This is a genomic window from Streptomyces sp. NPDC053432, from assembly GCF_055585365.1.
Genome location: NZ_JBVJKF010000016.1, coordinates 67190 through 81379 on the forward strand (window position 1 = coordinate 67190; position 14190 = coordinate 81379).

Sequence of the window (14190 nt, forward strand, 5' to 3'; positions counted from 1 at the left end):
GCAAAAAGGGGTGACCAGACGTGTGGACAGGGGCGCCTTGGGGCGGCGCGGTGATGGCGCCGGTGGCCTTCGGGTCCGCCGGTCGTGGGTGGTCCGGCGGACCCGAACGCCGCGCCTTCGCCGTCAACACCGACCCCGACGGGCCGTCGCCCCGGTGCTTTCGAGTGCCGAATCCGTCCGGTACCAGCCCCCGGGAGACCTCGTGCGGGCGGCCCGGGCCGGCCTACAGTGACGGGGTGAACGACGAGACGAACGGGTGCACCGGGCGGGTCCTGGTCCTGGTGCTGCCCAAGGTGAACCTGCTGGACCTCGGTGGTCCTGTGCAGGTGTTCGACGCCGCGGCACATTTCGGCGGCGGCTACCGGCTGGAGTACGTCGGCGAGACAGACGGCCTGCGGTCCGCCCAGGGCCTGCAGCTGGCCGGTCTGGCACCGCTGCCGACGACCCGGCCGACGGCCGGCGATCTGGTGCTCGTACCGGGGCCCCGGCTGACCGGATCCGACCGGCTGGTCGAGCCCGCCGTGGTGCGCTGGGTCCGCGAGGCCTACGACGCGGGTGCCCGGGTGGCGTCGGTGTGCACCGGTGCCGCCGTCCTGGGGGAAGCGGGACTGCTGGACGGCAGGTTGTGCACGACCCACTGGTCGCTCACCTCGGCGATGCGCGAGCGGTACCCGCGGGCCCGGGTGCGCGAGGCCGCGCTCTACGTGCACGACGGGCGGATCAGCACCAGTGCGGGGATCTCGTCGGGGATCGATCTCGCGCTGTCCCTGGTCGAGCGGGACCGCGGCCCGGAACTGGCCGCGCGGGTCGCCCGCGAACTGGTGCTGTACCTGCGGCGGGACGGGGACGCGACGCAGATCAGTCCGTTCCTGCGGCACCGCGACCACGTCCATCCCGCGGTGCACCGGGTGCAGGACCACTTGGCCCAGCACCTGGACGCCGCCTTCACCCTGCGGGAACTCGCCGGCGTCGCCGGGCTGTCCCCGCGTGGTCTGACGCGGGCCTTCACCGTGGTCACCGGCATCACCCCGTTCGCCTACCAGCGGCAACTGCGGCTGGAGCGGGCCCGCTCCCTGCTGTCGGGTACCGATCTGACGGTGGAGGCGGTCGCGGCCCGCTGCGGCTTCCGCGACGCGCGACAGCTGCGCCGGGTGGTCGCCGACGCCTTCGGAGCCCCTCCCTCGCGGCTGCGCGCACCGGCGCGGCCGACCGCCTGACGGACCCGGCCCCCGCGGGAGGGCCGGCGCCCCTCCACCCCCCGTGCGCTTCCGCTTCGCGTTTCCACGGGTTCCCCCGATTCCACGAAGTCGTTTCCACCAGGGCCGACGGCACCACGCTGCCGATCGGTGCCCGGATTGTCGAGGTATGTGTTGTCCGAAGTGAGTTCCGAAGTGGGTTCTGGTTCCGAAGCGCGCAAGGTGCGCCGGGCCCTGCGCCGGATCGGCTGGGTACTGCTGGCCACGGCGCTGTCCGCGGCGTCCTTCGCGGGGATCGCCTTCGCGGGGGTGAGCGCGTCGATGGCCGACAGTTTCGCCGCCGCCCCCCGCGGATCCGATGCCGGGGCGTGGCCGGCCGCCCGGCCGGTGCCGCCCGGCCGGATCACGGTGGCGGTCGCGGTCGGCAACGCGGGCTCGGTGGCCACCGACGTACTCGCGCCCTACCAGGTGTTCGCCGAGTCGCGGGAGATGTTCGTCTACACGGTGGCCGCCGAACGCCGTGTCAGCCCGCTGTCCGGCGGCGCCCATCTGCTGCCCGACCACACGCTGGCCGAGGTGGCGGACGGCACCCTGCCGGAACCCGACGTGGTGGTCGTGCCCGCGGTGACCGACCCCACCGGCGCGGGCGAGGAGGGGCTGCGCCGGTGGATCGTCGAACGCCACCGCAAGGGCGCCCGGATCCTCGGGGTGTGCGCGGGTTCCGAGCTGCTGGCCGCCGCCGGTCTGCTCGACGGCCGCGACGCCACGTCGTTCTGGTCCAACATCGGCTCTCTGGAGAGCAGTTATCCGAAGGTCAACTGGAAGCGCGGGCAGCGCTACGTCGAGGACGGGCGGGTGACCACCACCGCGGGCGTCACCTCCGGCACTGTTGGCGCCCTGCGGGTGGTCGGGGAACTGGCCGGCGAGACGGAAGCGACCCGTATCGGCACCGGGCTGTCCTACCCGGGATGGACTCCGGACGGACCGACCGCGATACCGGCCAACCACCTCGCCCTCGGCGACCTGCCGTACGCCCTCAACGCCGCGTTTCCGTGGCTGCGGCCCACCACGGCCATCGGTCTGGTCGACGGGGTCGAGGAGATCAACGCGGCCGCGGCCGTCGAAGGGTACGGCGGAGTCTCCTTCGCCACGCGGACGGTGGTGATCGGCGCCGGCGACACCGTCACCACCCGCCACGGCCTGGTCCTCGTCACCCGGCCGGCGACGGGGGACGCCCACGGCGCGGAGCGCTTCGTGGTACCCGGCGTCAGGGATGCCGCCGGCCTCGGCACCGCACTGAGCGGCTGGGCCCGCCGCAACGGGCTCACCACCGAACTGCCCGACGGGGAACGGCGGTCCGGGGAGTTCGGCTTCGATCCCGTCCTGCGGGACCTCGCGGAGCACAGCGACCGCCGTACGGCGCTGGCCACCGCCAAGTTCTCCGAGTACCCCTCGGCCCATCTGGAACTGACGGGCGCGCCCTGGCCCTGGCGGTCCACCCTGCTGGCCGCGGCGACGGTCGTCCTGAGCGTGGGAGTGGGGCTGGCACCGACGGCGACACGCCGGGTGATGCGACGGCGGCGCCTCCCACGGCGTCCGGCGGCGTAGTCCCCGGACGCCGTGAGCACGCCGGCGCGCAGAGGCGCTGCGGGACATGGACGTGGTTCCCATTCTCGTCGGGAGGCGCACCCCGCCGGGCGGTTGCGGGGTCGGCGGGCGTTCGGGGGCCCGCCCGTGTCTTGAAGTCGGCGGCCGGCACGGACCCCGGCGTGTGCGAAGGACCGGCTGATCGGCCGCCGACAGCCCGATGCGGTCGAGGTAGGCGGCCGCGACGGTCGGCTTGTTCTTTTGCGCCTTTGGCGTTCCGCGGTTTGACCGGTCAGAGCTTCAGTGGTTCGTAGGTGCCGTTCCGGCAGGTGAAGACGGTCGGCACGACGGCGCACATGAAGAAGGCCCATCAGATCGCCGCAGAGGAAGAGCAGTCCGCGCCACTCGTTCGGGCTGCGTCCCCCGGTTGCACCGGACGGAACGCGACGGCGTCGGTAGCCTCGCCGGCATGACGTCACCCCGGCGCCAGGAAAGGGGTTCCATGTCGGATCCGATGACCGTGCTGGCCATGACGGGGGCGACGACCGTCGTGGCGGCCATGGCCACCAGCGCCTGGGAGGGCACCCGGGAGCGCGTCGTCGAGCTCTTCCGCCGCCGTGGCGACGAGCGGTCCACCGCGCTGCAGGCCCAGTTGGACGGCGACGCGGAACTGGTCGCGGGCGAGAGCGACGACACCGACGGCGTACGCGACGACCTCGTACGCCCCTGGGCGCGCCGGATCGGCGCCCTGCTGCGCGAACACCCGGAGACGGCTGACGAGTTGCGCGTCCTGATCGAGGAGGTTTCCGTGCCCCCGGCCGCCCAGGAGTGGTCGCAGCACATCACCGCGCACGCCGGCGGCACCGCCTTCGGCGCCCAGGGACCCGGCAGCAGCGTGCATGTGCACCATCACCGGCCGGCCGTCGGCGAATCCCCGGCATGACCGAGCCGGACCCGTCGGCACGTCAGCACGTCACCGCGGAAGGGGGGTTCGCGTATGGCGTGGTCGGCGCCGACCTTCATGTGTACGTGGACGGGCCGCCCTCCTACGTCCTGGAGGAATGGCTGCCCCCGCCCGAGCCGGACCCGGAATGGCTGCGGGAGCTGCCCAGCCGCCTGCTCAGCGCCCGGCACGAGATCGTCCCCTTCACCGCCCGCACGGATGAGCTCGCCGACCTCCGAGCGTGGCGCGGCGCCGTCGGCCGGAGGCTCGCCGTCCGCTGGCTGCACGGGCCCGGCGGCCAGGGCAAGAGCCGCCTCGCGGCGGCGTTCGCCCGGGACAGCATCGCCGAAGGGTGGAAGGTCGTCAGGGCCGTGCACGCCTCCGGCAACGTGCTCCCGGGCGGCGCCGGCGGCGACCTTCGCGCCGCGGGCGCCGCCGGGGTACTGCTGGTCGTCGACTACGCCGACCACTGGCCGCTGCCCCACCTCACCTGGTTACTGAGCAACCGGCTGCTCTACCGCCCCGACCTGCCGACCCGGGTGCTGCTGCTGGCCCGCAGTACGGATCAGTGGCCGGCTGTGCAGGCCGCCCTTCACGACTCCCAGGCGGCCACTTCCCTCCACGCCCTGGAGCCCCTGCGGGAGCGCGGCGGCGAACGGGCAGAGATGTTCGAGGCCGCCCGGGACGAATTCGCCGCCCGCCTCGGAGCCACCCCGGGCGCGCCCGGTACCCCGCCGATACGGGTGCCCTCGCCTGTACCCCTGGACGGACCGGACTTCGGGCTGACCCTGGCCGTCCACATGGCGGCCCTGGTCGCCGTCGACGCCCACCTCCACGGCCGCCGTCCGCCCACCGACGCCGCCGGCCTGGTCACGTACCTCCTCAACCGCGAACAGGCCCACTGGACGCGGCTCCACACCCAGGACGAGGGCCGCGCGACGGCCGCAGTGGGGCGGACGTACACGACTCCGCCGCAGGTGATGAACCGCGCCGTGTTCGCCGCCGCACTGACGGGGCCCATGCGCTGGGAGATCGGCCAGATCGTCGTCGACCGGGTGACCGGAAGCCCGCCCGCCGCACCGCACCCCTCCGAGCGGGTCCTCGCCGACCACAACGTCTGCTACCCGCCCTCCGGATCCGGGCCAGCCGTCGTCCTCGAACCGCTGCTGCCCGACCGGCTCGCCGAGGACTTCCTCGCCCTCACCCTTCCCGGCCACTGCGCGCAGAGCGTCTACCCGCCGTCCTCATGGGCCCCGGAGGCGCTCGGCCGCCTCCTGCTGCACGGCGGCGAGAGGCGGCCGGAGTCGTGGACACCCCGCGCGTTGATCTTCCTGGCCGCGTCCGCCGAACGCTGGCGGCACATGCGCCATGACCACCTTTACCCGCTGCTGCGGCGGGCACCATGGCTCGCCGTCGCCGCCGGCGGACGGGCACTCGGCGCGGTCGCCGCGCTCGACGACATCGACATGGAACTCCTGGAGGCGATCGAGGCCTGTCTGCCCCGGCACGAGCACCCCGACCTCGACCCGGGCCGCGCGGTCCTGGTGGAACGGCTCGCCCGGCACTGGCTGACGGACACCGACGTCCCGGACCAGCACGCCGTCGTCCACAACAAGCTGGCAGACGCCTTGGACGGCGCCGGACGGTACGAGGAGGCATACCACTCAAGGCTGCGGGTCGTCGAGCTCCTGGAACGGCTGGAGGCCGAGCGGCCCGGCTCGCAGACCCCGCACCTGGCCGGGGCATACGGCGACCTCTTCATCAGCCACACCACTCTGGGCCGGCCGCACGAGGCCGTCGAAGCGGCGGGACGGGCCGTACACTTCGCGCGCCTCCTGGCCGAGGCCGGCCCCGAGGTCCAGTACACCGGGCTCGGCCCCGCCGGCCGATTCGTCGGGCTCGAACCCGACGGTCGGTTCGCCGGGCTCGGCCCCGCCGACCGACAGGCCCGGTGGGCGATGGCCCTCTGCGTCCACGGGCAGGCGCTCGTCACCGCCGGGCGGCAGGCGGACGGGTTTCGCGCCCATGCCGCGGCGCTCGACGTGCTTGTCCTGCTCTCCGAGCGGGACGCCGAGCTGGACGGCAACGACCTCGGCCAGAGCCTTCTCAACATCGGCGCCGACCTCTCCGACGCAGGGCGCGGCGCCGCCGCGGTCGCCGCGACGGAGGGAGCGGTGCACCTCCTCGGGCCCCGGAGGGCCGGTGACCCGCCCGACCACCCGGGGACCTACGCGCTGGCCCTGTCCAACCTCGCCATCTTCCTGCTCACCTGGCACCACGCCCTCCCCGTCGGCACCGACTGGCGGAGGCGGGCCCTCGACGCAAGCACCCGGGCGGTCAAGATCAACCGGCATCGTGCCGAGGCGAACCCGGACGCGCTGACCCCCTCGCTGGAACAGTCCCTGCGGGCCCACTCCGACGCCCTGAATGCGAAGGGCCGCGCCGCAGAAGCACGTGTGATCCGCGCCGAGGCCGACGAACTGCGCAGCCGCATGCGACCACCGCCCGACGTGAGCGGTGTGCCCCGGGCGCACTACCCACCGCAGCAGGCCCTCGGGACGATCGAGACAATCGAGGCGATCGACGCCTTGGAGACCGCCGTGTACCGGTACATGGCGCGGGTCCGGGCAGGGGTCTACACCCGGCGCCTCGTCGCCGCGCTCCTCCCGGTGGCGGCACGCGAAGGCGCCACCGGCCTCGCCGCGCGTACGGAGATCGCCGACGCGTACCGGCGGCTGGCTGAGGGCGGCTTGACGAGGGACCGCCTCGATTACGCGGAGGCGCTCGTCGAACTTGCTCTCCATCGTTGGGGCATGTCACATGACACGGGGGTTGAAGAGCGGCTGCGCCGTGCGGTCGGGGTGTACGAGGACCTGATGGCGGAAGCCGGCAATTCCGGCTCCTACCGCGAGGACGTGGTCCGCATCCTCGGGCTCCTGGCACGGTTCCACGAGGGGACGGGCGCGGAGGAAGAGGCCAGGGCAGTGCGCCGGGTGATCCGTCGGCACCACCTGCCCTGGCGGTGGCTCGTACGTCCGGCGCGGCGCCGAGCCCCTTGAAAAGCCGGCAGCGGGTCGACATAAGGGCCGAACGCTGTCACCAGCCGCAATCGAGGGGTGTCACGTCCGGCGACGTGCGGCGGGGCCGCGCTCTGCGAAGTGCCGGGTGACCACGTCGGCGCCGGGGCGGGCGTACCGCTCCACGGAGCGGACCGAGGCGTGGCGGCAGCGGGCCGGCAGCATCGGCGTGGAGGTGGCCCTCCGTGTCGTCGCTGGGTGAGCGCGGAGTGCCGCAGCCGGTGCAGCGTGAAGCCGTCCGGGTCCTCGATGTCCTCAGGTGAGGCAAGCGGGTTGGCCAGCAGCCGCATGTTCTCCTCGAAGATCGCCTCAGCGCGGCGATACGACAGTCGGGCTCGGCCGGCCTCGGAACACACATCCAGAGTCGGCGTTCCGGCCGGAGTCTTACCTCCGGTGAGGAACAGCGGGCCGCGGGTGCGGCCCGCGATCAGGCGTGGCAGCAGCGGGGCGGTGCCGGACTGCCAGCGCATCCTCGGTCGCGCCGCCCTCGGCCAGGGTCCGGCCCCGGTGTCCAGCCGCCGCAGGGCGGCGATCTGGTTCTCGGCCAGGGCCTTGGTGCGGTCCGGCGGTGCCGGCCGCCGCTCGATGCCGATTGTCGGGTCGCCCACGATCCAGCCCTGACGCTGCCACGAGCCGATCGCCTTGCGCGCGATCGACAGTTCCTGGTTGACGGTGTCGGCGTCTCTCTCGTCCGCCCGCGCCACCGCCCGCTCGGCCGGCACCTCTCGGACATCGACACGATGAGCCGCTGCCAGCAGCACTACGGCTCCGAGCAGTTTGGTTCGACGCCAGGCACGCCCTTGGCTCCACCGCTCCCTGAAACTGACGTGCGGACAGCGCATCCCACGCTGCCCATCCGGTCCGGCCCCGTGGCGGTCAGGTGGTGTGCAGGCGGGTCGCGAGCAGGGCGACGTCGTCTTCGGCAGGACCGATGGCGACGGCGGCCCGGGCCGCCAGGTCCTGGACCACCACCACGTCGTCGTCCGTGAACGGCCCCGAGCCCCCGGCCCTGCCCAGGAACACGCCCCCGACCGGACGCTCTCGCGTCGGCAGCGGCACGAAGCCGGCCAGCTCGGAACAGGTCTTTTCCACACCCAGCGTGGTGCCGACCCGGGTGGACGCGGTGTCCAGCAGCGCTAGGCGCTGGTGGGCCTTCTCCAGATCGTCCATGTACTGGCGCAGCCCGCTGACCTCGACGCCGATGCCGCAAAGGCGCACTATCCGGCCCTTGCGCTCCAGCCGGTGGTAGACCGCGCTCCACTGCCTGCGCCGAAACGGCGAGGACGCGCGTGTGGTGCCGGTGACCGTCAGCGTCCGGGGCTGTCCATCGGCGAGGACCATGCGCAGGATTTCGTCTGAGCGGTGGATGTTCGGCAGTACCTCGGTCATGGTCCGGCCCAGGAACGCCGCGGCCGGCACCCCACCCATCCGGCCCATGGCGGCATTGACATACAAGTAGCGCAGTTCTCGGTCCAGCACGGCCACCGCGGCGGAGGTACCGTCCAGGATGTTCCGGAGGATCCCGTACTCGCCGGCCTGCTCCAGCACATCAGCGGACGATGCCTCCGCCACTGCGGACAGAAGGGCTTCGTGAGTACCAGAGAAGAGCCACCTGGGCGGCAGCCGGTCAGAGCCCACTGGGGAGCCTCCTCACCCCCACCCAGACGAGGTCATGCCTGGTCCCATGCTGGACCTGCCCGCAGTTCACCGCATCCGCAGCCCGGAGGCCCCTGCTCGGTAGTGGGCTTCGCAATACCCTTCGAGACAGGTTCTGGCTCGCCGAACCGGCCTCCGCCATGTGGAGGGACTGGGCTGGTACGTCCGGGACGAGTACAGGTGGAAGTGCACCGGCAGGGAGAGGCCGCGGTCTGGGCAGCCGGAGACATGGCCGAACAACTGCCCGGCTGCCCGCCCACGACCCGCGGGGCATGTTCACCGACGGGGAGCCGGCTCAGCACCGCAAGCGCGCCATGTCCACCTCAGGCGTGAAGGCCATGCTCACCCAGGCCGAGGCATCACGCGAACTCGCCCTGGACCCAGACACCCTGGACGGCGACAAAAACGCACTGTGCACGCCGGCGGGCGTCGTGGACCTTCCGCCACCGGCGACCTGCACAAGCCCGACCCGACCCGGGACCTGCACTCGCGCGCGCCTAACTGGCCCCCGAGGGCACGCCCCCCAGGTTCCACGCAAGCAGATGAGGGCCAACACGTCCCTGGTCGTTATCGTCGGCCAGCCTCGCTCCTCTCACGGGGCGTGCCGTCCCGGGCGCAGGACGTCGGCGTAGATCCGGGCCCGGACACAGGGCTCGCCGGGATCCCGTGGCACCGGGCCGACACCCCGACGTTGCCCAGCGGTCCTCCAGCGCACTCATGACGGCCCGGACGGTGTCCTCGTCCCCGCCGCTGATGTCCAGCACCACCAGGCCGGGCTCCGCGATGTGCTTCTCGCCGATCGGCTTCATGACCGCTGCGACGTGGGTGAAAATCGGGGCGGTTCGCCGGCGGCTTCGGCTCCACCCGCACGAGGGATTGGAACCTGGCTCCGCCCGTCATCACCGGCGGGACGCTGTCCGGGACCGGCGCCAGGCCCTCAACGGCATCCCGTGGAAGCGCTCCACCGAGCGGTGGGCGTCCCGCAAGATCGGTCAGGATGAGGTACGAGCCGGTCGGTCGCCCTGCTGTCTTGCTACTGCTCAGGAGGGTCGAAGAAGTCGCATCGCCTCCCCATGGTCGGGCCGGGCCTGGTGGGCCACCGCAGGTGAGTCCCGTCCGGCCTTTCGCGTCTACATACTCCGAATGCGTGACAGTGGGAGAACGAGGCAGGGATGGGGGGAATTCAAGATGCGTCTTGCTCACACCGCACGGAAGTTCCGAGGTGAAGCGCTCCTCGATCACCGCCCTGGTCACCGCCGCCCTCCTCGCCGCAAGTGGGACAGCCACTGGGGCCACCCACGACAGAGCTGATCAACCGGGAGGGAAGAACCAACCGGCCCACAACGTTCAGGCCCCCGCAACGAAGTCCGCTGCGGCAGACGTCTACACCTGGATCGACGGCCCGCATGTCAGCATCCCACCTGGTCAGACCCGCGACTCCCAGGCGACCTGCCCCTTCGGGCAAGTGCCCACCGGCGGCGGCTACAACGCCTTCGACGGAGGCAACGTCAACCTCATGGTCAGAACGAATTCGCCAACGAGCGATGGCTGGCGCGCAGTCGCCCGGAACACCAGTCCAACCGCGACGATCGTCTTCTGGTCCGTGGCCCTTTGCGCGCCTGGTGCACAGGTCCAGACCCCGCCGCCCGCTCAGCACACCAGGTAGAACATCGGCAACGGGCGCCGCACAACCGTCCCAGTACCCGCTGCGAAGCGGAGTGCCGCTGAATGTGGGCCAGGAGCCGGTCCCAGGCTCCGTCCGCCGACCAGCGGCGGAACCGTTCATAGTCTGTCTTCCACGGTCCGTAGCCCTTTGGGCAGGTCCCGCCAGGCAGCACCGGTGGACAGTTTCCTCCGGATCCTGTTCAAGACCTGGCGCTGGTCCCGGACGGGGCGACCCATCCGGGGTGGAGCCAGCAATGGTCCTATGACTTCCCAGGCCTGATCCGCCAGTCCACGTCGTGGCACCACGAACGGGCATGCCGGCCGATGTGGCGCTGACACGTCCACACCGACGCCTCGCCCGGCCCAACAGCGCTGACGAACTCCCCGCGCAGGCCGCCGTGATGATGGTCCGCGCTTGCGTGCGAGACGGGGCGCAGCGAGGTCTTTTGGTACGGGGTTCAAGCGTTTTTCTGGGGCGCGGCCCAGGGTGCCACACGGTGTCCGGCGCTGCCCTCCGGGCCCTGGCGGGCCCTGCGGGCGATATTGCCGGGCGCCCTTCGGGCGCGTTCACCGGCAATTCCGGTCCGCTGGCGCGGACTGCCTTTTGCCGGGCGCCTGCGGCGCGCACCGGCCCAAGACACGCGGCGGCCCCTGGGACAAACGCCCGGTACACCGTCGAAGAGCCTGAGGCGGTCGCCGTACGGCCTCGACGGGGCCTTAGCGGCGGTGTACCGGGGCGCGTCCCCCGTCCTGGACGGGCTCACGCTGTACGAGGCGAAGGCCCTCGCGGTGACGCTTGCGGTGTGCGCGGTCTTGACGACGCTGGAGAACCCCGCTGCGACGCGCGAAGACGTCACCCGGACCTGTTACGGGTCCCCGGCTCCGGAGATGGCGGCGCGCGTCGGATGCGGGTGAAGTCCGCGGCCCTCGGAGCACACGTGCCGGTGCGGGGCTGGGTGATCCTCGCGAGTCGCGGGTGGGGAAGGTCGAATAGGTGAAAGAAACGGCGGAGCGCCGCCCCTTTGGTTGCCTAACCTCGGGCCTTCATGACGGTTGCTCGATCAGCCTCCTGGCCGGTTGCTTCACTGCCTGTGATCTGGGCTGATGCAACCCGGCCGGTCGTCATCTCTGCCACGGTGCTTTCACCTGTCGGGTGACGCATCCATCCGGGGTGTCACAGCTGGCAGGCTGTGCTCATGGACATGAAGGCGCTCAGCGCAGATGACTACGAGTCGGTGCACCGGGCAAGCCGAGCTTTGGCGTCGCGATACGGGATGGTGACGCTCAACGCCATGATGGAGGCATGGGAGGCGTTGGTCGAGGACGCCGAAGAGGGGTTCGACGCCGAACTCATCCGGGAGTACGCGGACAGGCTTTGCTGCCGTCGCTGGATCGCGGAAGCATGGCCTGTGTTCACCGACAGGATTCGGGCCGCGCGGCAAGCGGAGCTCGACGCCCTGGATGCCCGCTTCCAACTGGCCACCGTGCCCCTGAACGGCCAGGCAGACGATGCCCGATGGCACTCCCGGCGACCGCGGCTGATGGAAGGCGAACCTTTGCTGGACCTGAGCTGATGTTCAGCCGCAGATCAGACCTACTGGAGAACGCCTCTGAACTGGGAGAATAGGGCATGTCTGCATAGCGGGACATACCCGCGTCTCCCAGGCCGGTGCTGTGCTGTTGGTCGAGACCGCCCGCAAGAATGGACTCGACAGAGCGATATCGACGGCGCTCGCGCCCTGGCGACGTCCTCGGGCGGTGCACGATCCGGGCAAGGCAGATCCTGTTGGATGTGGCGCTCACAGTCGCGCTGGGCGGGGACTGTCTGGCCGATGTCGGCATGCTGCGGGCCGGGCCTGCAGCAATTCGGCCGGTGGCCTCCGGCCCGACCGTCTCTCGTCTGGTCGACACCCTCGCCGCAGCCGGGACGAAGGCCCTGGAAGCGAGCCGCACCGCCTGGGCCGATGCTCGCGAGTACCTATGACGGATATCCCCGTGGTCATGAAGCACTATCCGCCGGAGTGCAAGGCGGATGCGGTCGCGTGTACGAGTCGCGGCCGGGAGCGATGATCAGGTCGGTCGCCGCTGATCTGGGGGTCAACCCGGAGACGCTGCGGAACTGGGGCCTGGCGGCTGGCGCGAGCCGGCCCCGGGGACGCCGTGCCGAGGGACGACCGAGGCGCCCACGCCGCTGGAGGCGGAGAACGCGCCCTGGGCGAGAAGGTCCGCGAGCTGGAGGAGGAACGCGAGATCCTGCGGAAGGCGGTGCAGTATCTCGCCGGGGAGACGCGCTGGTGAACCGCTTCCAGTTCGTCGCCGACCACCAGCGCCGGTACGGCGTGAAGCGGCTGTGCACCATCCTCGGCACCGCCCGCTCCAGCTCCTACTGCTGGCGCCGGACGGCCGCGGACCAGGCAACCCGGCAGGCGGCCGACGCCCGGGTCCCGGGCTCGCCACCCGATACGGGCCGTGCGCCTCGAATCGGACGGAACCTACGGCGCCCCAGGGGTCACTGCCGAGCTCAGGGGGGAAGGCGTCCGACGACGAACAGCACGAAGAGCCAGCCGGGCACCGTGGTCACGGGAGCGGCGGAAGCGGAGGACAGGGTGTCCGGCATCGGTGCATTGGGCGAGAGGACTGGTCTGGCCGGCGATGGGCTGGAGGGCGGCGGCGACCCTGTTCGTCCTGGGGGCCTTCCGGAACACGGCGCCCGGCGCGCCCCCCATCGAATGCCTGCTGGACTGCACGGCCTTTCCTGTGGGCCCGAGGCGATCGTCGCATTGCCGTCGGCCGTCAGTCTTTCCCCGCCCTTGGCTGCCGGTGAAGGACCGCTTGCTGCCTATGGCAACCTGATTGCGCGTCAACGGGTTGGCCGACGCGACGAGAACGGGGGAGTGCGTGACCGAGCGAGAAGCACTGCAAGACCGGCTGACGGAGTATGCCGAGTGCCTGCGTGATGCCTGTACCACCGGGCGCCGGATGACGCGCTCCGAGCTGGAGGCACGCCGCTCCGAGGGGGAGCGGGCCGCAGAGCTCGGTCTCACTCTGCGCGTGATGATCCGCGAGCACCTGGCCGTGTCCCAGGACGTCCTCACCCGGGTGCCGATCCAGCAGGCAGGCTCCCTCCTTGCGGTAACCGAACAGGCAGTGGACGCCTTCGTCGAAGGCTACGAGCGCGCCCAGCACCAGGCCGTGCGCCAGGAGGAGGCCGCACGCCGCGAGTTCATCGACGACCTCCTCTACGGGCGCAGCGATCTCGGGAGACTGTCCGAGCGCGCAGAGCGCTTCGGACTGCGCCTCTCCCAGGCCCACGCGGTGGCCGTGGCGAGCGGGTCGGAGCCGTACGGAGACGGCTACCCGGTGGCCCGCGGGATCGAGTCGGCCGTGCTGGCCCGGTTCGCGGGTCGGCAGATCCTGCTCACCACGAAGGACGGGCGGCTGATCTGTGTGGCCCCCGGCGACCAGCCGGACGTCCTGGCGTTCTTCGCCAAGCAGGCGTACGCCGCCACCGACGGCGGCAAAGTGGCCATAGGCCGCTCCCATCCCGGCGCCGGCGGCGTGGTGCACTCCTACGAGGAGGCGCTCAACGCCCTCGACCTGGCCGAGCGGATGGGCCTGGCCGGACCGGTGCTGCACGCCGCGGACCTGCTGGTCTACCCGGTCCTGACGCGGGACCGGCAGGCTATGGCCGACCTGGTGGAAAACGTGCTGGGCCCGCTCCGCAACTGGCGCGGCGGCGCCCAGACGTTCATTGACACACTTACCGCGTACTTCGACAGCGGCTGCGTGGCGACCGAGGCCGCGCGTCGGCTGTCGCTGAGCGTGCGGGCGCTGACCTACCGGCTGGAGCGGATCCACAGCCTCACCGGCGCCGACCCCGCCGACCCGGTCAACCGCTACACCCTCCAGACGGCTGTGATCGGCGCCCGCCTGCTCGACTGGCCCCACACCGAGGCGTGAGCCCGTGCCTCAGGGCGTGCGGTTTCCGCGGGCCGCCCTGTGCTCCCGGACGCGGCAGCGCGGCCAGTGCGCCAGGCGATGGAGACGGCTTCCATACGCCGGTTTC

10 protein-coding genes and 3 pseudogenes are annotated in these 14190 nt (G+C 71.7%); 10 read left to right on the forward strand and 3 right to left on the reverse strand.

Going from position 1 to position 14190, the window contains the following annotated elements:
* Positions 1-236 precede the first annotated feature (236 nt).
* The 4 genes from ACZ6Y1_RS24840 (at position 237) to ACZ6Y1_RS24855 (ending at position 6785) form a co-directional block, all read left to right on the forward strand.
* Positions 237-1217 (forward strand): GlxA family transcriptional regulator, encoded by a 981-nt coding sequence (locus ACZ6Y1_RS24840; RefSeq protein ID WP_469633763.1) that lies wholly within the window; start codon positions 237-239, stop codon positions 1215-1217.
* Between the two features lie 174 nt (positions 1218-1391).
* Positions 1392-2804 (forward strand): DJ-1/PfpI family protein, encoded by a 1413-nt coding sequence (locus ACZ6Y1_RS24845; protein WP_469633766.1) that lies wholly within the window; start codon positions 1392-1394, stop codon positions 2802-2804.
* A gap of 481 nt (positions 2805-3285) precedes the next feature.
* Complete coding sequence (locus tag ACZ6Y1_RS24850) at positions 3286-3726, forward strand: hypothetical protein (RefSeq protein ID WP_469633769.1); 441 nt, start codon at positions 3286-3288, stop codon at positions 3724-3726.
* Positions 3723-6785: a hypothetical protein gene (locus ACZ6Y1_RS24855; RefSeq protein WP_469633772.1), complete on the forward strand. Its 3063-nt coding sequence runs from the start codon at positions 3723-3725 to the stop codon at positions 6783-6785. Before ACZ6Y1_RS24850 ends, ACZ6Y1_RS24855 begins: the two co-directional genes overlap by 4 nt.
* 894 nt (positions 6786-7679) lie before the next feature.
* On the opposite strand, the gene ACZ6Y1_RS24860 is transcribed toward ACZ6Y1_RS24855, so the two are convergent.
* Positions 7680-8375: a PAS domain-containing protein gene (locus ACZ6Y1_RS24860; protein WP_469633775.1), complete on the reverse strand. Its 696-nt coding sequence runs from the start codon at positions 8373-8375 to the stop codon at positions 7680-7682.
* 422 nt (positions 8376-8797) lie between these two features.
* On the opposite strand from ACZ6Y1_RS24860, the gene ACZ6Y1_RS24865 reads away from it, so the two are divergent.
* The gene (locus ACZ6Y1_RS24865; RefSeq protein WP_469634065.1) at positions 8798-9091 is read left to right on the forward strand and encodes a hypothetical protein; all 294 of its coding nucleotides are present in this window, start codon (positions 8798-8800) and stop codon (positions 9089-9091) included.
* Between the two features lie 111 nt (positions 9092-9202).
* Here ACZ6Y1_RS24865 and ACZ6Y1_RS24870 read toward each other — a convergent pair.
* A pseudogene (locus tag ACZ6Y1_RS24870) lies at positions 9203-9268 on the reverse strand (DUF6207 family protein); the annotation flags it as partial.
* 906 nt (positions 9269-10174) lie between these two features.
* Positions 10175-10463, reverse strand: a pseudogene (locus ACZ6Y1_RS24875) (transposase); the annotation flags it as partial.
* An 857-nt stretch (positions 10464-11320) separates the two neighbouring features.
* Between ACZ6Y1_RS24875 and ACZ6Y1_RS24880 the strand changes: the two are divergent.
* The 5 genes and pseudogenes from ACZ6Y1_RS24880 to ACZ6Y1_RS24900 all read left to right on the forward strand — a co-directional run bounded on the left by ACZ6Y1_RS24880 (position 11321) and on the right by ACZ6Y1_RS24900 (position 14084).
* Positions 11321-11698: a hypothetical protein gene (locus ACZ6Y1_RS24880; protein WP_469633777.1), complete on the forward strand. Its 378-nt coding sequence runs from the start codon at positions 11321-11323 to the stop codon at positions 11696-11698.
* Between the two features lie 49 nt (positions 11699-11747).
* Positions 11748-12099, forward strand: a pseudogene (locus tag ACZ6Y1_RS24885) (transposase); the annotation flags it as partial.
* 185 nt (positions 12100-12284) lie between these two features.
* Entirely contained in the window at positions 12285-12422 is a 138-nt protein-coding gene (locus ACZ6Y1_RS24890; protein WP_469633780.1) for a hypothetical protein, read from the forward strand.
* 321 nt (positions 12423-12743) lie between these two features.
* A complete protein-coding gene (locus ACZ6Y1_RS24895; protein WP_469633783.1) occupies positions 12744-12977 on the forward strand; it encodes a DUF4436 family protein in 234 nt (77 codons plus the stop codon).
* A gap of 126 nt (positions 12978-13103) precedes the next feature.
* Positions 13104-14084, forward strand: a complete 981-nt coding sequence (locus ACZ6Y1_RS24900; RefSeq protein WP_469633786.1) for a PucR family transcriptional regulator — start codon at positions 13104-13106, stop codon at positions 14082-14084.
* The last annotated feature ends 106 nt before the right edge of the window (positions 14085-14190 follow it).

Coding starts and splice junctions, on each gene's coding strand:
- ACZ6Y1_RS24900 (WP_469633786.1), top strand. CDS start 13,104: ATGACGCGCTCCGAGCTGGAGGCACGCCGCTCCGAGGGGGAGCGGGCC.
- ACZ6Y1_RS24850 (WP_469633769.1), top strand. CDS start 3,286: ATGTCGGATCCGATGACCGTGCTGGCCATGACGGGGGCGACGACCGTC.
- ACZ6Y1_RS24865 (WP_469634065.1), top strand. CDS start 8,798: ATGCTCACCCAGGCCGAGGCATCACGCGAACTCGCCCTGGACCCAGAC.
- ACZ6Y1_RS24880 (WP_469633777.1), top strand. CDS start 11,321: ATGGACATGAAGGCGCTCAGCGCAGATGACTACGAGTCGGTGCACCGG.
- ACZ6Y1_RS24855 (WP_469633772.1), top strand. CDS start 3,723: ATGACCGAGCCGGACCCGTCGGCACGTCAGCACGTCACCGCGGAAGGG.